Here is a 22,478-nt window from a genome sequence, read left to right on the forward strand (position 1 = left end):
GGGCATGGATCGTGCTGCATCAAGCCTCTACGTTTGCATCGACTTGGACAGAATCGTCTGTTGCCAAAGGAGGATAACATGTGTCCTGGAAGTGTTTCGCGGCACGCTGCAGCCGTCGTCCTTGCCTGTGGACTGGCAGGCAGTGCTGTCGCGCATCACGGGGTTACCGGCCGCTATGATGCCTCACGGCCCATACTCATCTCCGGCATCGTCACTGCCACGACCTTCTCTCCGCCGCACCCCGTCTTGTCCGTCCGTGTCGAGCGAGCAAACGTTGCTGACGGGTCTCTCGGGCGCCCAAGCGAATATTTTGGACCGGTATCAGCTCGTCCCGAGGACCTTGGACAGGTCCGTGAGATCGAACTTTCTCCGGTGCGGATGTTCTACGACCTCGAAGCTAAGGTAAAGCCTGGTGATCGCATCACACTGGTTGCGCTTCGCAACTGTCTGCCCCCGCATCAGTTGCGCAGCACCTGGATACGGCTGAGGGACGGCGAGACGCTCTCCTACTCCAGAGACTGGGCGCCGGGAGTGGACGGATGCTAGCCTTGATGTTTCAAGAAATCGAGGACCTTGGCGTTGTTCGGCTGATCGTTGCCGTGCCGTGGATCTATCCTGTCGTTTCGGCCTTGCACATCATCGGTATAGGAACGCTGCTCGGCTCGATCGTCGCGGTCGACCTGCGGCTGTTGCGCGTTCTTGGCCCGCAATTCGATGAGGCCTTGCCGGCGCTGGTGAGGATGGCGCTCTGTGGCTTCGCTTTGGCAGCGACGACCGGGCTGTTGCTGCTATCGGTGCGGATTGGGAACTACGCAGAAAATCCGGTTTTTCTCATCAAGATGATGATCGTTGCGGCAGCCGGCGGCAACGCGCTGCTTCTGCGGCAGGCGGGGGTGGGCGTTGATCTCGCGGTCCTGGCTGGAAGGCGAGCCGCGCGCTTCTCAGGTGCCGTATCGCTGTGTCTCTGGGTCAGCGCCGTCTTCGCTGGCCGCTGGATTGCCTTCATTTAAAGGAAGATTGCTATGCGTATCTTGGTAACCGGCGCAGCAGGTTTTGTCGGCTCGGCCGTGGTGAAGGATCTGGTCGATGCCGGACATCGGGTAATCGGACTGGTCCGTTCCGCCGCCGCGGCCGGAATGCTGGCGACACTCGGGGCGGAAGCCTATGCGGCCGATCTGCGCGAGCGAGACAGCCTGCGGGCGGCGCTGGCTCGGGCTGACGGCGTTATACATACCGCCTTCAATCACGACTTTTCGCAGTTCGGCGCAAACTGCGAAGCCGACCGCGATGTCATCGAATTTCTCGGCGGAGAACTTGCCGGCTCGGATCGGCCCCTCGTCGTCACTTCGGCAATCGGCGTCTTGCCCAAGCACGGGCTCGTTACCGAAGCCACGGACGCTGTTCCTCTGTCCGACGCAGCCGCCAATCCGCGCGCTGCTTCGGAAATTGCCGCCGATGCAGTGGCCGATCTGGGGGTGCCGGTCTCGATCGTCCGTCTGCCGCCGAGTGTTCATGGCGAAGGGGATCGTGCGTTCGTGCCAACTCTCATCGATATCGCACGGGCAAAGGGCTTTTCGGCCTATGTCGGCAACGGCGAGAACCGGTGGCCCGCCGTCCATCGCCGCGACGCGGCCCGGCTCTATCGATTGGCGGCCGAGAGGGCGTCGACCCATGCACGCTACCACGCAGTTGCCGAGGAAGGCATTCCCTTGCGGAATATCGCGACTGCAATCGGGACCGGTCTGGACCTTCCGGTCGCACCGATCGACGCAGAAGCCGCACTTAACCATTTCGGCTGGTTCAATCACTTCGCGGCGATGGACATCCGTGCATCCGGTGCCGAAACGCGCCGCAATCTGGGCTGGTCGCCAAGCGGCTCCACGCTTTTGGAAGATCTCGCTGGAGGAGTTTACTTTGGCGGGAGTTCGCCCGCTCCGATCGGTGCTGGCAAATGAGATAGCGCCGAAGGGTGGATCCAGACGGTTGTCCCAACAGGCTTCCTATCCCAACACGCCACCTGCTCAGAGGAAAGAACCGTCCGAGCAATGCAGATTCTGCCGCAACACTTCCAATCGAGAGGAGCAACAATGTGCAATGATCCTGACGTCGCCCCAGAGATCCCGGACAACCAACTCCTCGTATCACGGCGAGATGCGATGATCGCAAGCGTCGCGGTTGTCGCCGCCAGCCATTTCGCAGACTCCGCTCGCGCTCAAAGCGGGCCTCGCCAAGCTGTTTTGCCCGTCCCTGCGGATCAGGCGCTCGTAATTCGCACGTCGATTAACGGTCAAACGGTGGAGCTTACGGTTGATGCGAGGACCTCGCTTCTCGACTTGCTGCGCGAACGGCTTGCCCTGACGGGGGCAAAGAAGGGCTGCGACCACGGGCAGTGCGGTGCCTGCACTGTTCACATCGACGGCCGCCGTGTCGCCTCCTGCTTGACGCTGGCAGGCAAAGTCGATGGCCGGGAAGTGCTCACAATCGAGGGCCTTGCCGAAGGTGACACGCTACACCCGATGCAGCAGGCGTTTATCGATCACGATGCGCTGCAATGCGGCTACTGCACGCCTGGTCAGATCATGGCTGCGGTGGCGTGCGTCGCCGAGGGCAACGCTACGTCACGCGAACGAATCCGAGAATATATGAGCGGCAACATTTGTCGCTGCGGCGCCTATGTCGGCATCGTCGCGGCCATTGAAGATGCGGCTGCCAAGATGGGGAGGGGCTGAAAATGCGCCCATTCACCTACATCCGTCCGGCAACACCTCAAGAAGCAGTCGGCGCTTTCGCCGAAGCCGGCGAAGGCGCACGGTTCATTGCCGGCGGCACCACGCTTTACGATCTCATGAAGCTCACGATCGAGCGGCCGAACCATCTGATCGACGTGACCGCTGTCCAGGGGTTGGACCGGATCGAAACGGACGGCGATAGGCTTCGCTTTGGGGCGAACGCAGCGATGAGTGCCGTCGCAGGCGACCCGACCGTCGCGCGCGACTATCCGGTGCTGTCGGAGGCCCTGTTGAAGGCGGCCTCCCAACAGCTTCGCAACATGGCGACCGTCGGCGGCAATCTCCTCCAGCGGACGCGCTGCATGTACTTCCGAAACGGTGGGGGTGTGATCTATCCCTGCAACAAGCGCGAACCGGGCAGTGGTTGTGCTGCCATCGGCGGACTTGATCGCGGTCAGGCGGTTCTCGGGACCAGCGAGGCCTGCACCGCCGTCTCGCCGGGGGACTGGCCGGTGGCCCTTGTCGCGATGGACGCCTCCATCGAGGTTTTAGGACCGGCTGGTTCACGTTCGCTGCCCGTCGGCGATCTCTATCGATTGCCGGGCGACACGCCGCATCTTGAATTTACCCTCGGATCCGGCGAGATGATAACAGCAATCACGGTTTCGAAGACGCCGGCGGGCCGCCTGTCGACCTACCATAAGATCAGGGATCGGGAATCCTACGCTTTCGCGCTCACTTCTGCTGCGGTAGCGCTGGAGATGAGCGGTGATCGGGTGGAGGGGGCGCGGATCGCGCTTGGCGGCGTGGCCACGCGGCCGTGGCGCACATCCGAGGCCGAAGAGGTTCTGATCGGCCATCGGCTCACGCCGGAACTCGCGCTCGCTGCCGGCCAAGCCGCCTTCCGTGATGCGCGACCCGGGCGGCATAACAGCTTCAAGACAGAGCTCGGCGCCCGCACCATCGCTGATGCCCTTATCATTGCCGCCGAAAGAGGTCGCACATGAGTACCACCGCTTTTCCCGATCGTGCCCGCGTCGATGCTCTTGCCAAAGTGCGGGGAGAGGCAAGATTTGCTGGCGATTTGGTGCTTCCCCGAACGCTTTACGCGATGACTGTCCCGGCCACCATCGCCAAAGGCAGCTTATCCTCGCTGCCCGTTGAAGCGGCGCTCCGCGTGCCGGGGGTCGTCCGTGTCCTAACCCCTGAAGATTTTCCGGCACCTCCGCCGTTCAGCGAAGATGGTCCCCCGCCGCCGCCTCCGACCCTGGAAACAACCATCGCCTACCGCGGCCAGCCGGTCGCGTTGGTCATCGCTGAAACGCTGGAAGCTGCGATTGAAGGCGCTGAGGTAATCCGCCCGACCTACGTGGCGGAGGCGTTTGCCTGCGTGATGGAAAGCGCCGGCGCGCAGCGTCAGCCTGCGGATGAAGTCGCATTCGGGGACGCTCCAGCAGCCCTTTCCGGTGCGGCGGCGACGGTAGAGTCGACTTACAATTCTCCCACGCAGCATCACAACCCTCTTGAGCTCATCGCGACGGTTGCACTCTGGGAAGATGGCGCGTTGTTGATCCACGAATCGACCCAGGCCAGTTCACTCGTCAAAGGTGCCGTCGCAGGGGCATTGCGGCTGGATCCAACTCTCGTCCATGTGCGCGGCGCAACGATGGGCGGCAGTTTTGGGCAAAAGGCCGTGCAGCGCCAGACAGCGCTTGTTGCGCGTGCCGCGATTCTGACCGGCCGGCCGGTCAAACTCGTGCAGCCGCGAGGCCAGATTTTTCATACCGCCACCTACCGGGCTCGCACGCGGCATCAGATCCGCATAGGCGCGGACGCGGACGGAACGATCGTCGGTGTGCAGCATCACGTCGAACAGGAGCAGTCGCCAAACGGATATTTCGCTGTCTCCGAATATCACCGGGACGTAATCCGAATGTATGGCATTCGAAACTATCTGGGGACCGGCGCCGATATCCGGCTTGATCGCCAGGATTCAGGCTACATGCGCGGCACGCATCCCCAGCCTGCATTCTTCGCGTTCGAAAGTGCAATCGACGAACTTGCCCATAAGACGAACCGCGACCCGGTCGAATTTCGGTTGGCGAATGACACACGCGTTGATCCGCAGAATGGCCATCCCCTATCCTCGAGGTTCTTGAACGAGTGCCTGAGGGAAGGCGCGCGGCGCTTCGGGTGGTCGAGCCGCTCGCCGGTGCCGGGCTCGATGACCGCGGCTGACGGCAGCCTGGTCGGATGGGGCATGGCCTGCGGTATCTACCAGTCGGCGACGACACCGGCGATCGCGACGCTCAGGATCGACGCGCGCGGCCATACCCGCTTTGCCATCTCCGGTCACGAAATGGGTCAGGGCATGCGGACGGCTATCGCGTCGGTGCTGCTTCAGGGCCTCGATATTGACCCCGAAAGGCTGGAAATCGCTCTCGGTGACACGAGGGCAGCACCGCAGCACATGACCGCCGGATCCTGGGGCACCAATAGCGTCGTGCCGGCGGCCATGCAGGCGGCGCAGCGGATGCAGGCTGCCGTTGCGGACCTGCTGGACGGCCGACAGGTCTCGGGAAATCTTCACCGGAAGCTCGCAAGCATCCGCCGTCCCTTCCTGCAGGTTGAGGTGGCGACCGTGGGACCGGGACAGGATCAGGCCGCGCTAGAGGCCCTGCGTCAGGGCGGCTTTGCCGTCGCCGAATCCGTTTATCCGGAATTCTCGACCTTCAGCTACAGCGCCCACTTTCTGGAGGTGCGCATCGAGCCGCGCACCCGGCGCATTCGGGTGCCGCGGGTGGTAAGCATCGCCGACTGCGGCCGCGTGATAAGCCCGCGGACTGCACACAGCCAGGTGTACGGTGGGGTAATCTGGGGCCTGAGCCATGCCCTGCGCGAAGCGACTGAGATCGACCCGCGCTACGGCGGTTACCTCAATGAAGACCTGGCCGATTATGTGGTGCCCGTGAATGCCGACATCGGCGAGATCGAGATCGGCCTGATCGACCAGCCGGACCCCCTCTCAAATCCTGCCGGGGTCAAGGGACTGGGCCAGGTCTCGATGGTGGGCATTTCGGCGGCCGTCGCCAACGCCGTCTTCCATGCGACGGGCAGACGAATACGCGAGTTGCCGATCCGCATCGAACATCTGCTTTAGGGAGAACCTCATGACCACCACACCGTTCAAGGACCGGCCGAGAATTGACGCTTTTGACAAGGTTCGGGGCGCAACGGCCTATGCCGCCGACATTCCCGTGCCGGGAATGCTATACGCAATGCTCGTACCATCGGTGGTGGCCAAAGGCCGTATCGCGACCCTCCACGTCGAAGACGCCGTCAACGTGCCGGGCGTGGTGCGTATACTGACGCCAGACGATTTTCCGCCGCCACCGGAGCCGGTGCGCTTCCCCAACGCTGACGCGCCGCCGACCCTTCATCGAGACATCGCCTTCCGTGGCCAGCCGATCGCGCTGGTCGTCGCCGAGACGTTGGAGGCGGCGACGGAGGGAGCTGAGCGCGTGGCGGCGACATTCGAGACACAGCCGTTCGCGGCCACCAAGCGCAGCGCGCTCGCAGTCCGCGAGGAGGCGCGGCCAACCGCTTTCGGCGATGCTGAAGCCGCTCTGGCGCAAGCTACCATGACGGTGGATGTCGAATATGAATCACCAGCCCAGCATCACAATCCGATCGAGCTGATTTCCACGACTGCTGTCTGGGCGGATGGCCGGTTGACCATTTATGAAGGGACCCAGTTCGCCAGTGGGATCAAGGAGGTTGTTGCGCGGATCCTGCGGATTGATCCGGGCATTGTCGACGTTAAAAGCCCGTCGGTCGGCGGAGCATTCGGTCAAAAGGGTTGGGTACAGCAGCAAACGGCCATCATCGCCCGGGCAGCTATGTTGCTCGGACGGCCGGTCAAGCTGGTCACCCCGCGGGGGCAGATATTTCACCTTGCCAAGTTCCGGCCAAACAGCACGCACCGCATCAAGCTTGGAGCCGATGCTGCGGGAAAAATGACGGGCGTACATTATGTCGCCGATCAGCAGCAGTCCCGCCGAGGTACCTTTCCGCCCGATTATCATGCTGGCCCCACACGCTTGTACGGCATTCGAAACTATTATGGTGGCGGCTTGGACTACAGGATCGACACCCAACCTCCTGGGCATATGCGCGCACCGCACGAGCATCCGGCTTGCTTCGCCTTTGAATGCGCGGTTGACGAATTGGCGTATAGCCATGGCGCGGACCCGGTCGATTTCCGCATCGCCAACGATACCCGCGTCGATCCTCAGAACGGCCGGCCACTGTCGTCCCGTCATCTCAATGAATGCCTCAGCCGCGGCGCCCAACGTTTTGGCTGGTCGAAACGCACGCACAAGGCCGGATCCATGCGGGCGGCGGACGGCTCGCTGGTCGGCTGGGGTGTTGCGAGTGGCATCTATCCCGCACTGGTCACTGCGACCGTGGCGACGCTTCGCATCAGTGCGGACGGTACGACACGTTTCGCGACAACGCACCACGAATTCGGCCAGGGTATCAAAACTGCGATTGGCGCCGTACTGCTCGACGGTCTGGAGATAGACGCGGGAAAGCTCGACATTGTCCTTGGCGACACAACCGTTGCTCCCCAGCAGATCACAGCCGGGTCCTGGGGAACATTCAGCGTGGTGCCGACTGCAGCACTCGCTGTCGAGCGGATGCGCGCCGCGATATCCGAACTGCTCGCAGGCAGGCAGGTTTCCGGAACCATTCACCAGCAGCTCGCCGCCATACGCCGCCCGTTTTTGACTGTTGAGGTTTCGCTGCTCGGGCCCGGTCAGGATGCCGCAGCACTGGAACGGTTGCGCAGAGGGCAATATGCGATCGCCGGTCCGACCTTTCCCGAATTTACCGCAATGAGCTACATTGCCCATTTTGTTGAGGTTCAGGTCGAGCCGACCACCCGGCGCATCAGGATGCCGCGCGTGGTGAGTGTCGCCGATTGCGGGCGCGTTGTCAGCCCGCGCACTGCGGTCAGTCAGGTGCGTGGCGGCGTCGTGTGGGCCTTCGGCGCAGCACTTCGTGAGGCCACCGAAGTCGATCCGCGCTTCGGCGGTTTCCTTAACAATGATCTCGCCGACTACGTGGTGCCGGTGAACGCCGATATTGGGGAGATCGAGGTCGACTTCATCAATGAACCCGACCCGGTGGCAAATAGCGTAGGGGTGAAGGGACTGGGCGAGGTGGCGATGGTCGGCGCATCGGCAGCTATCGTGAATGCAATCTTTCATGCAACCGGCAAGCGGCTGCGGGAATTGCCGGTTCGGATCGAGCATCTCCTGCAGGTTCCGATTCCCTAGAGGTGGTAATAATCAAGTGGGGCCGCGGCACCAAACGTGAAGCGGCAGGGACTGTCCTATTTGTGTTCAGGTCGCGTCGAAAGGGGCCGGTCCGGCCCCTATGCGGAAAGCCGCCATCCAGACTCCAGCAATCGCCTCCCTTCAGAAGCTACGGCAATCTGCTAGCTTCGATGCCTTGAGTCTCAGGACATGTTCGCTGTCCCGGTTTTTGTCGTGCAACACCAATGCGCCTTTGCGGCGCCTTCGAGCGCTTGTTTAGGCGAGGGCTGGCATATCCCGAGGAGGGGATTTGCTCAACCGCCCCAAGCTGCGACGGCGATAATTCTGCTCAGACCGGAGAGGGGCCGCCGCGGAAGTATTTGCGACCTTGCCGCGGACGGTGCCTTGAATGAACTGCGAGCAGTTAGTTCGGACGGTTGGCGCCCTCATAATAGTCGCCGCTGTCGAACGGGCGACGATCATCGCGGGTGGTCTCGCCAAACACCGACTGCGCGCTCAGGCTCCCGCCGCGTCGGTCATTTGAGCAAAGGGGCCGACATTCATGATCTCGGCATTGTTCACCACCACATCAACCCCGCCGAAGGTGGAGTGTCTTGTCGTAAGCGTGGAACTGCCGGCCAGCGGGCGGATCGTCGAGGCGAACCCCGACGTGCCCTATATCGGCGTCACCATAGATCTCGACGTGACGGTGATGCGCGAGGTGGTAGAACAATTGGATGAGCCGCCTGTCCCACCTGTCAGCCACGGTCCCTGCATGTTCGTGAGCCAGGTCGATGTACCTCTGGCGGATTGCATCCAGCGTCTTGTCAGGCTGTCCGAGACGCCGAAAGCGATCCCGATCCTCTACCCCTCCATCGTACGCGAGATCTGCTTCTGGCTTCTGAACAGCCCGCATGGAGGCGAACTCTATAGGTTGGCGTTACCCGAATCGAATATCGAGCGGGTCGTGAAAGCCATCTCCATGCTGCACACGAACTTCGCCCAGACGCTGCATGTGGAGCATCTGGCCGAGGTCGCGCGAATGAGCCCGTCGTCGTTCCATCAGCACTTCAAGGCGCTCACCTCGATGACGCCGCTCCAGTTCCAAAAGCAGCTGCGCCTTCTCGAGGCAAGGCGACTGATGGTGGCTGAAGCTGCAAGCGTAGCAGAGGCTGCCTATCAGGTCGGCTACGAGAGCGCTTCGCAATTCAGCCGCGAATACTGCCGGATGTTTGGCGCTGCGCCGAAGCGTGACGCGATGAACCAGCAGCGCTTGAATAGCGAATATGCCAGCCGCACAGTTCGTACTGCGTAAATCGCGCGCCGGGAAGGCGGCTCTTTACAGTCTTTGATAAGAGCGGCCTTCTCGAAAAGAAATAGTGTTCTGACGGACGTGCGGAAATCCCCGTTAGACAACGTCCCGTCGCGATGAGTTAATGAAGTCTCAAGTGCCCGAAGCGGCGAGGGGAGCGGTTGCCGGCCAGTTCGATGATGGCCCCAGATGTCAATCCTAAGCTTGTCACGGCGCCAAAGCGACCTTCTTCAAAACGGCGGCGAACATCCAGGCGTATCCCTACCCGACAAGGCGCATCTCCGCAGAAGGCATGCGCTCCGCCCCAAGTGATCCCTAGGTGCTGGCGCGTGCGAGGGTAGATGGCTGTCTGTTTCTGGACCTGGCAGCGACCGACACTGACCGCCAGTGGCGGTTTCGGGGTGGCGGTCACGCGCAAGTGACGGGGTATGCTCGAGGCCACCGCTGCTGGAAAGCCGGTGTATGAGAAAATAGGTCTCCGCCAGAACTCGTTACTTCAGCTGTTTTCCCGACAGCCCGGCTAGACAAGGTGCATAGCGCGCAGGCTGGAATCGCCGGCAACATTCGGGCGTGACGAAGTTGGTAGATGAGACGGATGCGAAATGCGCTGTCCCGACGGATGTGTCGGATGATTTCCGCCCGCCCGCCTCACTATTCTTGGCTACCATCTCTGGTTACGGATGTATCCGAGGAAAGCCCGCACGGCTGCGCTCGTATGCCGCCGGCTCGGATAATACAGGTACCAACTCGGCAGCTTCTGTTTCCAGTCGCTGAGCAATTCGATAACTCTGCCTTGTTCGACATCATCACGAACATAATCCTCAAACAGATGAGCGATGCCCGATCCCGCAAGCGCGGCCTGGCGCTCTTGATGCGCTGAACTCAGTGTCAACCGACCTTTCGGGGTGATTTCCACTTCCTCGCCTTCCCTTTCAAATTTCCACGTCACCATGGTTCCGCCGGGGAAACGGCGACGAATACAGTCGTGCTGCAAGAGATCGCGCGGTGAGTCGGGTCGACCGCGGCTGCGAAGATAATCGGGCGAGGCCACGATCGCATATCGCAGGGCGGGGCCGAGGGGCATGGCGATCATATCCTGGGCAAGTTGATTTCCGAAGCGCACACCAGCATCGAAACCCTGCTCCACGATATCGATGATCGCAGCGTCGCTGACGATCTCGACGTTGACGTCGGGATAGATCTTCATGAACTCAAAGGCCAAAGGGCACAGGATGTGATCGGCGGCCGGACCCGGTGCATTGATGCGCACGGTGCCGGATGGGCGATCGCGAAGCTGGTTGAGATCGTCGATCGCTGTCCTGATGTCGTAAAGGGCGGGCCTTAGACGCTCCAGAAGCTGCTCGCCCGCTTCAGTCGGCGCAACGCTGCGTGTCGTTCGGTTCAGCAGCCGGATGCCCAGCGCTTCCTCAAGGACGCTGATCGATTGACTGATGGCGGACGAAGAAACGCCCCTGCCAAGCGCGGCGGCTCGAAAGCCGCCACAGCGTACGACGTCTTCAAAGATCTCCAAGCTGTCAAGGCGCAGTGGCCGCATTGCAAAGTCCTGCTTAATAAGTTGATCCGTTTTGATTAGCTTATCCGTGCGCCCGATCTGTGTCATCCCTAGAGAACATGCCGCGAGGCGGCGCCAACGGTCATCGCGGCCACGCCAACGCGCGAGCATGTATTTGAACGGGATCAGAACTATGGGCGAAATCACACTGAATCGCAGGAAGATCATGCTGACAGCCGCGTCGGCCGTGGCGGGACTGGCCTTGCCGACCGGCACGGCCTTTGTACAGGCTGCTCCCGTCGCGTCGCCCGGAATTCAGGGCGGAAATGTCGGCCATTACCGCTTTCGCGTCGGCGACATCTCAGCGACCGTGTTGAGCGACGGGCTGATCGGTGGCCCTCCGCGGGTCTACGCCAGCAATGCGCCGGAGGCAGAACTGCAGGATGTTCTGAGACGTGCCTTCCTGCCGACCGACCGTATGACGCTGAATCTCAACACGCTGCTTATCGAGACGAGTGGTAGGCGGATCCTCCTCGAGGCCGGAGCCGGCCAGACCATGGGCCCGCAAGGCGGCCGCATATTCGAGAACCTGGCCGGCATCGGTTTACGGCCCGAGGACATCGACGTTGTGGTTGTCTCGCACACGCATCCCGACCATGTCGGCAATCTTCGAACCGCGGATGGCGGCAAGGCGTTTCCGCGGGCGAGTGTCTTTGCGCCTCGGGCCGATTGGGACTTCTTCGTCCGTAACAGTCCAGACCTTTCCTATATGCCGGTGCCTGAGGACTTCCGCCGCAATTTCGCAGCGGCCATCAAGCGGAGCGTCGAACCCGTCATCGACGAGATCGAGTTGTATGAAGCCGGCGCGGAGATCGTCCCCGGGCTGACCACGCTTCCGGCATTCGGCCACACCCCCGGCATGGCGAACTTCCTTGTTCAATCCGGGAGCGACCAGCTCCTGCTGACCGCCGATCTCGCCTACCATCCGATCGTCAATGTCGACCGGCCCTGGGTGCCTGGGCCAGATCGCGACAAAGACACCGCGCTCGCCTCCCGCCGCCGCATCTTCGACATGGCGGTGGCAGACCGGCTCCTCGTTCTCGGCTTCCACTACCCGTTCCCGGGCCTTGGCCGAATGCTCAAGACGGACGCCGGCTATGCCTGGGTCCCGGTCAATTGGCAGTTCTAATCCGGTGAAGCATGGAGGCCCTGCAATGACGTCATCAAGGCGCGCACTTCTATCGGGTTTTCTCGCCATGCCGCTCGTGCCGCTGGCCGGAGCCACGGCTTTCGGCCAGGGGGCGCCGCTGCTGCCGCTGACACGCGCCTGCGCCGACGGAGATGAACCGACGCCGGCTCGCGAGGCCGGCCCGTTCTTCAAGCCGAACTCACCGCTGAAGCAGGATCTCTATCTGGAGGCGCCCCGCGGCGAGCGCATCACCGTCGCCGGCTACGTCCTCGATGATCGCTGTCGCCCCATACCGCGTAGCCTTGTCGAGATCTGGCAAGCGGATGAAAACGGCGAGTACGATCGTCAGGGTTTCCGTCTGCGGGGACATCAGTTCGCTGACGAGCAGGGACGCTGGTGGTTCAACAGCGTCGTGCCGGCGCTGTATCCGGGACGCACGCGACACTTCCATCTCAGAGTCCAACGGCCGGGCGGAGATGTCCTTACGACGCAGCTCTTCTTTCCGGGCGAGCCGGGCAATGCGCGCGACCGGATCTTCGACGAAACGCTGCTCATGACCATTAGCCCCGCAGGCGACGGTCAGTTCGCACGCTTCGACTTTGTGGTCTGAGCCATGGATATCTCAGCCATCCAAACTCGCCGCGCCACCGGCTCCTCGCGGGTCGGAGCGGTCATCGCACGTCGCTTAGCGGCAGTGACCGAGCCGTCGTGCGCGCAAACGCGATCTCTCATGCCACTGGGCGGCGTCTTCGAGAGCCGCCGATCCGCATCGAAGGTCTGTTCTAGGTGGTTCGGTCAGTCACCCAGCCCGCGATGCGCAGAGGTCCGTGCATGAAGTCAAGCTTACAACAAAGGAGACTATTGCAATGAGCGAACGGCAGAATTTCGGCTTCAGCCGGCGCGGCTTCATCGGTACGCTAGGCACGGGAGCCACCATACTGGCTACAACACCGTTCCTTTCCGGTGGGGCCAACGCCCAGGGCCAAGCGAGCGTGCCGGAGACGGCTGCCGCGCAATCCGCACGAACACGAACAATTCCGAGAACGGAGCAGACCCTCACGACACTTGGTCTCGGCACCTTCCTGACCTTCGACGCCCGCCCAGGCGATGATCGCAGCAACCTTGGCCAGGTCTTTCGACGCTACGTCGCGGGTGGTGGTCGGGTCGTCGACACGTCGCCCCTCTACGGGTCGGCGGAAGTCTCCGTTGGCGCGTTCCTTGCGGGTACACCAGAGGCATCCGAGATTTTCGTCGCCAACAAAATCTGGTCGACCGGCGAATATCTCGGCGACGAGAGCCACGCTGTTGCAAGTCTCGAGCAGTCGAGGCTGCGCATCTGGCGCGACACAATCGACCTCATGCAGTGCCACAGCATCGTCAACGCACCTGTCGTCATTCCGTTGATGCAGGCCTGGAAGAAGGAAGGTCGCATTCGGTACGTCGGCGTGACCCACCATGAAACCGGCGCGCAGGATCAGCTCGCCGATCTTGTCGAGCGTGGCGGTGTCGATTTCATTCAGACGAATTATTCGATCTTCAACCGCAGCGCCGAGCGGCGCCTGCTGCCGGCTGCTTTAGACCGCGGGGTTGGCGTCCTCATCAACCTTCCGCTCGAAAAGGCGCGCCTGATGAAGGTGGTCGAAGGTCGCCCGCTGCCGGACTTCGCTCGGGAATTCGAAGCCGCGACCTGGGCGCAGTTCTTCCTGAAGTGGGTCATGGCCCATCCAGCCGTCACGACAGTGCTATGTGGTACTTCGAATCCGGAGCATGCCGAGGACAATGTCCAGGCCATGTACGGGCCCTTGCCAGACGAGGCGATGCGCCGGCGCATGGTGCAGCATATGGAAACGATCCCAGGTTTCGCCGATATAGGACAGATGCCCTGGTATCGTGACAAGGATTCCCAGTATCAGGGACTGATCCGGGCGGCTCAAGCATCAGCGCGTGCTCGTATGGGCCAATGAGGTTTCAAATTTGACAGGCCCTGGCGGTGATGACGTAGAGGTTGTCGCGCAGGCAACGGCTTGGCCAAGCCGCAATCCGATCAATCAGACCTCGGATCGCATCTCCATCTTCACTCGACGAGTTCACTCTGCCGCAATGAGAAGCGGTCAACGTGGAAAGGGTTGGGGTACGTGCGTCTGATCCGGTAAACCGCCGCCGGAGGAAGGTTGACGAGCGTGCCGCCGATCCGTTCCGCCTCGAGCCCGAGATGATTCAGCAATCTGGGCGGAACCGGACGGCGCGGGCCGTGGGTGAATTGATAGAAGGAGCCGTCCGACCTCAACTTGTCGAATGCGCCGGTCAGGATCGCCATCACCTTATGGGCGGCATCGACAGCACAGGCAGCCCGCTGACGACGGCACCGGCCGGCCTCCCGTTGAAGAGGTCGATCGTACGCAGGCGGGCGGCATCCATCCAAAGTGTGCGCGCTGCCGGATAATGGAAATGGAGCGCGGCGGCGAACTCGGACCCAAACTCGATCAGCGCGAGGTCTTCCTCTCTGACGCCACGGATGATGAGCGCGCGTGTGAATGCACCCGTACCCGGGCCGAGCTCGATCACCGGCCCGGTGTCACGCGAGATTTCGCAGGTGATGAGATTGGCCAGCGCCCGTCCCGACGGTGCGACGGCGGCGACGCGCAGAGGATTCTTAAGCCAGGCTCGTAAGAAGCCGAACGTCTCGGCCATACGCTGCTGTTTCATTGGATATCACCCCGAACATGTTCTTGGGCCGGTAGCACTGCCGATTGCGTGCCCCCGCCAGATGTCATCAGGTTTGGCATAGCGCGGCCCCCGTCTGCGACGGGCGCGAACCCATCGTGCGAGCCAGAATAGGGCTACTTCCGTAACGAGCAGGCAGCCCAGGGCTGCCAAAGCGAGGACCGTCATGTTCCCCGTCTCGATCGTGTGGGAGGCGTAGAAGCCGATGCCGATGAACAGCCCGTTCCAGGCGGCGATGCCGGCGGCCGATGCCACGAGGACCCTGCGCGACCTTCCGCGCAGAATGGCGGCGAAGGCCGGAGCGAACAGCCGGACGGTCGGGACGAGCTGGAGAGCGAACGCAAGCGTTGCCTGGTTCCTGCGGAATGACGCAGTCCCGCGCTCAATGCGATCGACTGACATTCCGAAGATCCGCCCAGCTCTGTTCAGGAGGCGCACGGACCGCGCGGTGCCCATCCCCCGCAGGGTGTAGAACAAGGCTGCGCAGCCGAACATACCGCCAGCGACTGTCGAAAGGAATGCAGCGGGCAGCGACCAGGCCTCGTCCGCTGCGCCGATTCCGATCGCCAGCAGCAGCCCGTAGGATGGGATGACCGGCACGAAGCGCTCGGCCAGCGCGATGGCGAAAAGACCAACGAGCCCATACGCGCCGATCCACGCCATGATCGCTGCTATCGGGTCAAAATCCATAATGCCATTCCTCTTCGATCGATGACAGGGGCAGCTTTCGCCGGATGTGGGCCGCGCGACCTGAAGGGAGGTGGGCCGCCTCCGGTGGTTCTGAAGCCGCCGCAGATAGGCAGGATCAGTGGCAATTCTCGTCGGATCGTCGGGCAGGAGCTTTCCTGATCCGAGGCGAGCACACGCCTCACGTCGCGACGGGGGGCAAAACGGTCCGGGTTCGGCGTTCGTCGACAGTCTCGGTGACGGCCAGCGGTAACGAGCGTATCCGCCGACCGGTGGCTGCGTGGATGGCGTTGGCGATCGCGCCGGCAACGGGCACGATTCCCGGCTCGCCCGCCCCGCCCGGCGGCAGGCCGCTGTCGACGATCGCGACCTCTATCGCCGGCGCATTGGCCAGACGCTGCATAGGGAAATCGTGAAAGTTCGATTCCACGACCGCGCCTGCATCAAGCGAGATGGCGCTCATCAGCGCGGTCGTCACGCCGAAGCTGATGCCGCCCTCCATCTGGGCGATCACAGCGTCGGGGTTGATTACGAGCCCCGCATCGATTGCACAGAAGACGCGGTCCACTCTGACTTCACCGTCTGCTGCCACCGTCACCTCGGCCACCTGCGCCACGACGCTGCGATAGCACTCCTCGATGGCGATGCCGCGCCCGCGACCTGGCGCCATAGGGGTGCCCCATTTGGCCAACTCGGCCGCGCGGTTGAGCACGGCGAGGTGGCGCGGGCTGCCCCGAAGAAGGGCCCTGCGATAGGCCAAAGGATCCGCCTTGGCAGCCAGGGCGCATTCATCGATGAAGCTCTCTGTGAAGAAGGTGTTGAACGAGAAGCCGTTCGACCGCCAGAAGTGGATCGGCATGTGGCTGGGCACATGCTGGCTGCGGATCCGCCGGTTGGGGATGGCGTAGTGCAGCTTGTCCAACCCCTCGACCGAAATGCGATCCCCATCGGGACCGGGGTTGACGGGCAGGTTGCGGCTGGCGACCGATTCTATGACTGATTGCGTCGCGACAAGCGCGTCATAGGCGACCGGCAGGCCGTCCGGCCCGAGGGCGGCGCGCAGCCGCGCGGCGGCGTGACTGCGGAACAGGCCACGGCTGATGTCCTCCTCGCGCGACCAGATAAGCTTGACCGGCCGCCCGCGATGCCGCGCCGCGAGGAACGCCGCCTCGGCCACCACATCCTGATCGCTGCGCCGGCCAAAGGCGCCGCCGTTCATTGTGATGTTGCAGGTCACCGAAGTTGTCTCGACTCCCGCCAAGCCGGCGCCCCGGGCAACGCCCTGCCGGACGGCCATCGGCGACTGCGACGAGACCCATACCTCTGCGATCAAGTCGTCGCGGACGAGCACAGTGGCGTTGATAGGTTCCATGCAGGCATGGGGAAGGAATGGCACCGTGTAATCGGCCTCGACCACCGCCGAAGCGTCGGCATTTGCGATTACGAAATCGGCATCGCCATCGTCGATATGCTCGTACGGGGTCGGGCTTCCGAGCGCGGATCGAAGCCGCGCTGACATCTCGGAACTGCTGACACCGTCCGCAGCGGTCTTGGTCCACTCGATATCGAGGAGCCAGGCGGCCTGCTCGGCCTGCCACCAGGAATCGGCGACCACTGCCACCTTCTGCCCATCGATGACGGCGACGTCGCGCACGCCGGCCACGGCGCGGACCTCGTCCTCATTGACGACGCCGGCCACCTTGGCACCGAAGACCGGTGCATGCCGTATGGCGGCATGGACCATGTCGGGCAGAGCGACGTCCATGCCGAAGACCGGCTCGCCGCGCGCTTTGGCCGGGAGATCAACACGCGGCTGCGACCGGCCGATGATCCGCCATTCAGAGGCGGGCTTTAGCGCTGGACGATCGGGTGGCGGCAGGAGGGCGGCCGAGCGGGAAAGCTCGCCATAGGACAAGCGCTGGCCGGAGGCCTCGTGGCGAACAAATCCGTCGCCGGTGGCAAGATCCGCGGCCGGCACACCCAGCCGCGCCGCTGCCGCTGCCAGCAGCATGTGGCGCGCCGAGGCACCGGCCACGCGCATTGGGTGCCACATCCCCATCGTCGAGCCGGACGCTCCTGTGGCGATGAAGCCCAGTTGCCCCAGCACGCGCCGACCCACCCAGACAACCGGTCCGGACGCCTCTTCCGGGCGGATCTGCAGCATGTTGAACCACACGGAATAGGCCGGATGCGCCTCCGTCGGGAATTCGACAGTGATGCGGTCGTCGAAAGGAATATCCAGTTCCTCGGCCACCACCATGGCAAGGCCGGTATGGATGCCCTGGCCCATCTCGGTGCGCGGGACATTGACGACCACCCGGCCGTCGTCCTGGATGATGAGAAATGCATTGAGAGCGGCCCGGTCGCCGTCGAGATGGCCATGAAGGCCGTCGACGTCGACGCTGGCGAGATAACCGGCACCGCCGACAGCCGCGACAAGGGCGGTGCCGCCCAGGGCCGCACCGGTGATCAGGAAGCCGCGGCGAGAAAGAAAACGGGGCATGACTGTCTCCTCAGCGCTCGGCCAGCATGGCGGCGGCGCGATGGATTGCGCGGCGGATGCGCGGATAGGTACCGCATCGGCAGATATTGGTGATCGCCTCATCGATGTCGGCGTCTGTCGGACGTGGGTTCGCCTCCAGCAGCGCCGTGGTGGCGACGATGAAGCCCGGTTGGCAAAATCCGCACTGCGGCACCTGCTCCTCGATCCAAGCTTGCTGCACGACGGATAGCATTCCGCCCGATTGAGTCAGCCCCTCAACAGTCACCACCGACGCGCCCGCAATGGAACCGACTGGCGTCATGCAAGAGGGAGTGGACTTTCCGTCGATGAGGACCCGGCAAGCCCCGCATTGGGCAATGCCGCATCCGTATTTCGGGCCGAGTAGCCCGAGATCCTCACGGAGCACCCAGAGGAGGGGTTTGTCGACCTCAGCGTCGACGCTCAACGGCTTTCCATTGATGACCAACTCAACCATGCAGTTTCTCCTGATTATTGCCCGCGTTGCGTTGCTGATCGTCCGTCCCGTTGCGGCGCCACACGGCGGCGCGAAACTCGCCCCGGCCGATCAGAGGAAGCCTCCGTCGGCGAAGTCGAGGTGGCTGTTGATCCACTCCCCGTCGGCCGCGCAAAAGGCGGTGATGGCCATGACTAGATCCTCCGGTTCGCCGATGCGGCCACAGGGGGCATGGCCGCGGACCTGCTGACGCTGGGGAGGCGGCGAGCGCCAGGAAGGTGCGACGGGCGTTATCGGATCGGACATGGAAAGAACCTCTCTTTCGCAGAAACTTGTGAAAGTCGGGGTTACGGCCGTGGCCCTTCGGTAGTCACGGCCGCCATAGCGAGGCAGCAATGCGCTGGTTGGCGATCAGCATGGCGATGCCGGTCAGGATGCTTGCGACTGGGACGGTGAGCAGACCGAGCCCAAGACCGTTGGGAACCTGCGCCGCTGTCGCCGCATCGCTGATCATGCCGACGATAAGGGGGCCGAGTGCCGGCCCCAGAAGACCGGAGCCGATCATCGCGAGGCTCGTCGCCATCGCCTCCTTGCCCTTGCCTGCCACCAAATGGGCAGCGCCAAAGCACCACGGCAGCAGAAATGCGAAGGAGAGCATTCCCGGAACGAAGAGCAAAATGGAAAGCCACCCGACCGGCGCGAACAGCGCAGCTGTCGTCGTCAGGCTTGCGATCATGAACAGGATAGCGGGCGGTCCGAGGACCCGGCCGGTGCCGGAGCGCACCGCGCGGTCGAACAGGCGTCCGCCGATCAGCGTACCGCAAATCCCCATCAGGCCTTGCAGCAGCCCGAACGCAAGTCCTGCCTCGCTGGCGCTGTAGTCATGAGTGCGGATTAGGAAGGGCACTGCAAAAGCGTAGAACGGCGCTGCGGCGAAGCCGAGTGCGACCGAGCCGATGAACAGCCAGCGAAATGACGGGGACGAAAGCAGTTGCAAGCTCGACCGCAGGAAAGGTTCGCTCGTGGCGGCCGAGCGCTTGAGCGGTGGGGTCGGACCGACGACGAGGAGCGCCAGCAGACCGATCAGCACGCCCATGGCGCCGGCCCCGACCAGCGCTGTGCGCCAGCCGAGCGTATCCCCGATCGCGCCGCCGGCGCCGAAACCGACCATAGTGCCGAGTGGAATGCCCATCGAAAAAATGCCGAGCGCCAGCCCGCGGCGCTCGGGCGGGATCTTGCGAGCTATGATCGCGTGGCTGGAGGGCGTCCCACCGGCCTCGCCGAACGCGACGCCGAAGCGGGTAAAGGCGAGGAACAGGAAGCTCATGGCGAGACCGCCAAGCAATGTCATCGCGCTCCAGAGCAGGATGCAGAAGACGAGGACGAACCGGGGCGATCCTCGATCAGCGGCGCGGGCGAGCGGTATCGACAGCAGCGTGTAGCAGACCGCAAAGGCGATGCCGGTGAGCAAACCCATTTCGGTATCGCTCAGATCGAGCTCTTCCTTTATCGACTCGGCCAGGACGAAGGGAAGCATCCGGTCGATCTGGGACGTGGCGCTGACAAGAAATAGCGAAATAAGCAGCATTGTGGCCCGCCGACCCTCAACGTATTCATCGCCGCTCGCAGTAGATATGGTGGGCAGATCAGCGTGCTTATCTATTGACGAAGCGGCCGTTTCTGTCATGCTTGATGCTTCCCTGGCTGCGAGTGACGTCATCAAGCTAGAGGAAATCTCCCATGACCAGAATGCCGAATACCTCAATAAACTTGCCTATTCCTACAGGCGACGATATGCTGCCGGCTGAAGGGCGAGTGCTGGCGGGATCACCGCATACATCGAAAATCAGGGCGGCGGTGAAGGCCTGTTTCCGACGCAGATCGAGAACGTCAACATCATCCGTTCCTACCAGCAGCGGATGCCGATGCGGCAGATCTATCGTCCGTCGCTTTGCGTGGTGGCCCAAGGGGCGAAGGAAATCCTGTTCGGCGAAGAGACGCTTCGCTATGGCGCCATGGAATGCCTGGTCGTCAGCATGGAAATGCCGGCCAGCGGGCGGGTTGTCGAGGCAAGTGAGCAGACACCCTATATCGGCGTCACCATCGATCTCGACGTGAACATGCTGCGCGAGGTGTTGGAGCAGTTGGAGACGCCACCGGTTTCGCCTGCCACGCCCGGTCCATCCGTGTTCGTCGAAAGGTTGACGAACCTTTGGCGGAATGCGTGCTGCGCCTGATCCGGGTGTCCGAGACGCCGAAGGCAATTCCGATCCTCTACCCATCCGTCATGCGGGAGATCTGCTATTGGCTTCTGACCGGCCCGCACGGCGCCGAACTCTGCAGCCTGGCCGTGCCGGAGTCGAGTTCGGTGAGCCGCTTCTCCAGCACCTCCCGCGTCATGCGTACCGCGTCGCTGCCGGCGGCGTAGTGGAGCGGCGGTTCGTCGGCTTCGACGATCTGTAGCAGGGCCTGACGTTGTAGTAGACATTGCCCGAACCCAGTGGTTGACACCGTAAACCACATACAGATGGAGGAGGAGTTCGCGGACGAGGTGATGGCGTTGTTTCAGCGGCAGCCGAGGCCCGAGGAGATCCTTGTGGAACGTGTCGGCTTCTTACACTGGGCAGAGCGGGGTGGCCGCTTCGATCAGGCCGTCGAAATGCTCACCGCTCACTGAGCGGTGATGTAGTTTTACATCAGCGCCGAACCCAAACCCCGATAAATAGTCCATCTACAATGGTCGGAGCCGCAGCAACCCATCGCATGGCGTAAACTACAAGTCATTTGGCGTATTTTGCGCTTGGCGTGTTCGACCAAAAGGGCCACCTTGCATGGTGAACGGCAATAGTATGCGATGATGTTGCTCCAGTGGACAAATGCAAGCTGGGGCAGGCGGTTTGGCTCACGCTTGATCGGCTTGGTCTGCCGCCGGCCGCAGTGTTGAGACAAGCCCGGCTGCCTGCCACACTTCACTTGCGTGAACAGGTGATTCTCACCACGGCCCAGCTCTTCGCAATCTGGAGGGCCATCGAGGACCTGACGGCAGACCCGAGGTTTGGTATCAAGTTGGTCGAGACGACCAGCACGATGGGTCATAAACCGGCATTTCTAGTTGCTTGTCTCGCTGCTGACTATCGCGATGCGCTGTCAAGAGTTGCCCGCTTCAAACGTTTGTGCGCGCCGGTGCACTTCGACGAACGGGAAGGGACAATTCTTCATCTCCCAGGAGTGGCCCTTCGCCGCCGAGCCTGTTCCGCCCCTGCTAGCCGATGCCAACTTCGCCTTGCTGCTTGAAGTTGGGAGAAGGGGCACAGGTCAACATCTTACGCCTGTCCGTATGGACTTCGCACGTACCGGCCCCAAAATCGAAGTGCATCAGGCCTACTTCGGTTGTCTGGTCCGGTATCGTGCGCCACGCAACATGCTTGTGCTCAGGTCGGCTGATCTCGATCGCCCCTTTCCCGGTCACAACCCCGAGCTTCTCGACCTGCTTACGCCAGCGCTGAACACGGCACTGAATGAACTTCAAGCGGAGAGCTCCGTTCGCGCGCAGGTAAAGGCCGTTCTCAAGAGAGGATGGCGAGCGGCCGACCGGAGATCGCCAATGTGGCGCGCGAACTCGGACTGAGCGAACGTACATTGCAGCGACGCGTTACGCAGGAGGGAACGACCTTTCGTACTCTTCTCAATGAAGCGCGCCAGGAACTCGGGCGCCAGCTACTCTCCGATACCTCAATGGAAATTGAAGAGGTTGCCTACCTTCTAGGCTATCAGGATACGAACTCCTTCTATCGAGCCTTCAAGGAATGGGAGAGCATGACGCCCGGTCGTTGGCGGGAGATCAACGGCATGGGCTCATCGCAGCACGGTAACGCCGTCCTTCATTGATCTGCGACGCCCGCAATCTCGCGAGCAACATGGAGAGAGGTGAGAACGGCGTGACCTGCGAGCGAATTGGCGCGCTCCGCTACTGAGCTGCCCTCGTCTCAGCGCTATCCAATCGCCTAGCGGCATGACTGCTAACCGGCGACCGGGCTCGCTTCCCT

At 62.5% G+C, this 22,478-nt stretch carries 19 protein-coding genes and 3 pseudogenes; 15 read left to right on the forward strand and 7 right to left on the reverse strand.

Features of this window, described 5'->3' with window-relative positions:
• Positions 1-78: 78 nt before the first annotated feature.
• The 8 genes from AM571_RS36395 to AM571_RS20765 all read left to right on the forward strand — a co-directional run bounded on the left by AM571_RS36395 (position 79) and on the right by AM571_RS20765 (position 9,365).
• Positions 79-546: a DUF6152 family protein gene (locus AM571_RS36395; RefSeq protein ID WP_155774489.1), complete on the forward strand. Its 468-nt coding sequence runs from the start codon at positions 79-81 to the stop codon at positions 544-546.
• On the forward strand, positions 540-1,010 hold the full coding sequence (locus AM571_RS20735) for a hypothetical protein (protein WP_074063425.1): 471 nt from the start codon (positions 540-542) through the stop codon (positions 1,008-1,010). Before AM571_RS36395 ends, AM571_RS20735 begins: the two co-directional genes overlap by 7 nt.
• A 12-nt stretch (positions 1,011-1,022) precedes the next feature.
• A complete protein-coding gene (locus tag AM571_RS20740; protein WP_074063426.1) occupies positions 1,023-1,955 on the forward strand; it encodes an SDR family oxidoreductase in 933 nt (310 codons plus the stop codon).
• Positions 1,956-2,087: 132 nt separating this feature from the next.
• On the forward strand, positions 2,088-2,729 hold the full coding sequence (locus AM571_RS20745) for a (2Fe-2S)-binding protein (protein WP_074063427.1): 642 nt from the start codon (positions 2,088-2,090) through the stop codon (positions 2,727-2,729).
• A 2-nt stretch (positions 2,730-2,731) separates the two neighbouring features.
• Positions 2,732-3,736, forward strand: coding sequence for an FAD binding domain-containing protein (locus AM571_RS20750; RefSeq protein ID WP_074063428.1), 1,005 nt, complete (start codon positions 2,732-2,734; stop codon positions 3,734-3,736).
• Entirely contained in the window at positions 3,733-5,889 is a 2,157-nt protein-coding gene (locus AM571_RS20755) for a xanthine dehydrogenase family protein molybdopterin-binding subunit (RefSeq protein WP_074063429.1), read from the forward strand. Before AM571_RS20750 ends, AM571_RS20755 begins: the two co-directional genes overlap by 4 nt.
• A gap of 10 nt (positions 5,890-5,899) precedes the next feature.
• On the forward strand, positions 5,900-8,071 hold the full coding sequence (locus tag AM571_RS20760) for a xanthine dehydrogenase family protein molybdopterin-binding subunit (RefSeq protein WP_074063430.1): 2,172 nt from the start codon (positions 5,900-5,902) through the stop codon (positions 8,069-8,071).
• Between the two features lie 541 nt (positions 8,072-8,612).
• Positions 8,613-9,365, forward strand: a complete 753-nt coding sequence (locus AM571_RS20765; RefSeq protein ID WP_081377160.1) for an AraC family transcriptional regulator — start codon at positions 8,613-8,615, stop codon at positions 9,363-9,365.
• Between the two features lie 658 nt (positions 9,366-10,023).
• On the opposite strand, the gene AM571_RS20770 is transcribed toward AM571_RS20765, so the two are convergent.
• Positions 10,024-10,983, reverse strand: coding sequence for a LysR family transcriptional regulator (locus tag AM571_RS20770; protein WP_074063677.1), 960 nt, complete (start codon positions 10,981-10,983; stop codon positions 10,024-10,026).
• A 118-nt stretch (positions 10,984-11,101) separates the two neighbouring features.
• Between AM571_RS20770 and AM571_RS20775 the strand changes: the two genes are divergently transcribed.
• The 3 genes from AM571_RS20775 (at position 11,102) to AM571_RS20785 (ending at position 14,028) form a co-directional block, all read left to right on the forward strand.
• Positions 11,102-12,064, forward strand: coding sequence for an MBL fold metallo-hydrolase (locus tag AM571_RS20775; protein ID WP_074063431.1), 963 nt, complete (start codon positions 11,102-11,104; stop codon positions 12,062-12,064).
• Between the two features lie 25 nt (positions 12,065-12,089).
• Positions 12,090-12,674, forward strand: coding sequence for an intradiol ring-cleavage dioxygenase (locus AM571_RS20780; protein WP_074063432.1), 585 nt, complete (start codon positions 12,090-12,092; stop codon positions 12,672-12,674).
• A 256-nt stretch (positions 12,675-12,930) separates the two neighbouring features.
• Entirely contained in the window at positions 12,931-14,028 is a 1,098-nt protein-coding gene (locus AM571_RS20785) for an aldo/keto reductase (protein ID WP_074063433.1), read from the forward strand.
• Positions 14,029-14,138: 110 nt separating this feature from the next.
• On the opposite strand, the pseudogene AM571_RS20790 reads toward AM571_RS20785, so the two are convergent.
• From AM571_RS20790 to AM571_RS20815, 6 genes and pseudogenes are all read right to left on the reverse strand, one after another.
• Positions 14,139-14,755, reverse strand: a pseudogene (locus AM571_RS20790) (class I SAM-dependent methyltransferase).
• Between the two features lie 21 nt (positions 14,756-14,776).
• Entirely contained in the window at positions 14,777-15,478 is a 702-nt protein-coding gene (locus AM571_RS20795; RefSeq protein ID WP_074063434.1) for a DedA family protein, read from the reverse strand.
• Between the two features lie 178 nt (positions 15,479-15,656).
• The gene (locus AM571_RS20800; protein WP_074063435.1) at positions 15,657-17,978 is read right to left on the reverse strand and encodes a xanthine dehydrogenase family protein molybdopterin-binding subunit; all 2,322 of its coding nucleotides are present in this window, start codon (positions 17,976-17,978) and stop codon (positions 15,657-15,659) included.
• 10 nt (positions 17,979-17,988) lie between these two features.
• Positions 17,989-18,453 (reverse strand): (2Fe-2S)-binding protein, encoded by a 465-nt coding sequence (locus AM571_RS20805; RefSeq protein ID WP_074063436.1) that lies wholly within the window; start codon positions 18,451-18,453, stop codon positions 17,989-17,991.
• 90 nt (positions 18,454-18,543) lie between these two features.
• Positions 18,544-18,738: a hypothetical protein gene (locus AM571_RS20810; RefSeq protein WP_074063437.1), complete on the reverse strand. Its 195-nt coding sequence runs from the start codon at positions 18,736-18,738 to the stop codon at positions 18,544-18,546.
• A 64-nt stretch (positions 18,739-18,802) separates the two neighbouring features.
• Entirely contained in the window at positions 18,803-20,119 is a 1,317-nt protein-coding gene (locus AM571_RS20815) for an MFS transporter (protein WP_074063438.1), read from the reverse strand.
• Between AM571_RS20815 and AM571_RS38020 the strand changes: the two genes are divergently transcribed.
• The 4 genes and pseudogenes from AM571_RS38020 (at position 20,118) to AM571_RS37505 (ending at position 22,320) form a co-directional block, all read left to right on the forward strand.
• A complete protein-coding gene (locus AM571_RS38020; protein WP_257788697.1) occupies positions 20,118-20,240 on the forward strand; it encodes a hypothetical protein in 123 nt (40 codons plus the stop codon). The genes AM571_RS20815 and AM571_RS38020 overlap by 2 nt on opposite strands.
• Positions 20,241-20,258: 18 nt before the next feature.
• Positions 20,259-20,797 (forward strand): annotated as a pseudogene (locus AM571_RS20820) (AraC family transcriptional regulator); the annotation flags it as partial.
• Between the two features lie 572 nt (positions 20,798-21,369).
• Positions 21,370-22,060, forward strand: a pseudogene (locus AM571_RS20825) (AraC family transcriptional regulator ligand-binding domain-containing protein).
• Positions 22,009-22,320: a helix-turn-helix transcriptional regulator gene (locus AM571_RS37505; RefSeq protein WP_237358586.1), complete on the forward strand. Its 312-nt coding sequence runs from the start codon at positions 22,009-22,011 to the stop codon at positions 22,318-22,320. Before AM571_RS20825 ends, AM571_RS37505 begins: the two are co-directional and overlap by 52 nt.
• Positions 22,321-22,478: the final 158 nt, after the last annotated feature.

Origin of the sequence: Rhizobium etli 8C-3, from assembly GCF_001908375.1 — a bacterium.
GTDB lineage: Bacteria > Pseudomonadota > Alphaproteobacteria > Rhizobiales > Rhizobiaceae > Rhizobium > Rhizobium etli_B.

Excerpts from the sequence above, each read along its gene's own strand:
- AM571_RS36395 (WP_155774489.1), top strand. The coding sequence starts at position 79 with ATGTGTCCTGGAAGTGTTTCGCGGCACGCTGCAGCCGTCGTCCTTGCC.
- AM571_RS20735 (WP_074063425.1), top strand. The coding sequence starts at position 540 with ATGCTAGCCTTGATGTTTCAAGAAATCGAGGACCTTGGCGTTGTTCGG.
- AM571_RS20740 (WP_074063426.1), top strand. The coding sequence starts at position 1,023 with ATGCGTATCTTGGTAACCGGCGCAGCAGGTTTTGTCGGCTCGGCCGTG.
- AM571_RS20745 (WP_074063427.1), top strand. The coding sequence starts at position 2,088 with ATGTGCAATGATCCTGACGTCGCCCCAGAGATCCCGGACAACCAACTC.
- AM571_RS20750 (WP_074063428.1), top strand. The coding sequence starts at position 2,732 with ATGCGCCCATTCACCTACATCCGTCCGGCAACACCTCAAGAAGCAGTC.
- AM571_RS20755 (WP_074063429.1), top strand. The coding sequence starts at position 3,733 with ATGAGTACCACCGCTTTTCCCGATCGTGCCCGCGTCGATGCTCTTGCC.
- AM571_RS20760 (WP_074063430.1), top strand. The coding sequence starts at position 5,900 with ATGACCACCACACCGTTCAAGGACCGGCCGAGAATTGACGCTTTTGAC.
- AM571_RS20765 (WP_081377160.1), top strand. The coding sequence starts at position 8,613 with ATGATCTCGGCATTGTTCACCACCACATCAACCCCGCCGAAGGTGGAG.
- AM571_RS20770 (WP_074063677.1), bottom strand. The coding sequence starts at position 10,983 with ATGACACAGATCGGGCGCACGGATAAGCTAATCAAAACGGATCAACTT.
- AM571_RS20775 (WP_074063431.1), top strand. The coding sequence starts at position 11,102 with ATGCTGACAGCCGCGTCGGCCGTGGCGGGACTGGCCTTGCCGACCGGC.
- AM571_RS20780 (WP_074063432.1), top strand. The coding sequence starts at position 12,090 with ATGACGTCATCAAGGCGCGCACTTCTATCGGGTTTTCTCGCCATGCCG.
- AM571_RS20785 (WP_074063433.1), top strand. The coding sequence starts at position 12,931 with ATGAGCGAACGGCAGAATTTCGGCTTCAGCCGGCGCGGCTTCATCGGT.
- AM571_RS20795 (WP_074063434.1), bottom strand. The coding sequence starts at position 15,478 with ATGGATTTTGACCCGATAGCAGCGATCATGGCGTGGATCGGCGCGTAT.
- AM571_RS20800 (WP_074063435.1), bottom strand. The coding sequence starts at position 17,978 with ATGCCCCGTTTTCTTTCTCGCCGCGGCTTCCTGATCACCGGTGCGGCC.
- AM571_RS20805 (WP_074063436.1), bottom strand. The coding sequence starts at position 18,453 with ATGGTTGAGTTGGTCATCAATGGAAAGCCGTTGAGCGTCGACGCTGAG.
- AM571_RS20810 (WP_074063437.1), bottom strand. The coding sequence starts at position 18,738 with ATGTCCGATCCGATAACGCCCGTCGCACCTTCCTGGCGCTCGCCGCCT.
- AM571_RS38020 (WP_257788697.1), top strand. The coding sequence starts at position 20,118 with ATGCTTGATGCTTCCCTGGCTGCGAGTGACGTCATCAAGCTAGAGGAA.
- AM571_RS20815 (WP_074063438.1), bottom strand. The coding sequence starts at position 20,119 with ATGACAGAAACGGCCGCTTCGTCAATAGATAAGCACGCTGATCTGCCC.
- AM571_RS37505 (WP_237358586.1), top strand. The coding sequence starts at position 22,009 with ATGGCGAGCGGCCGACCGGAGATCGCCAATGTGGCGCGCGAACTCGGA.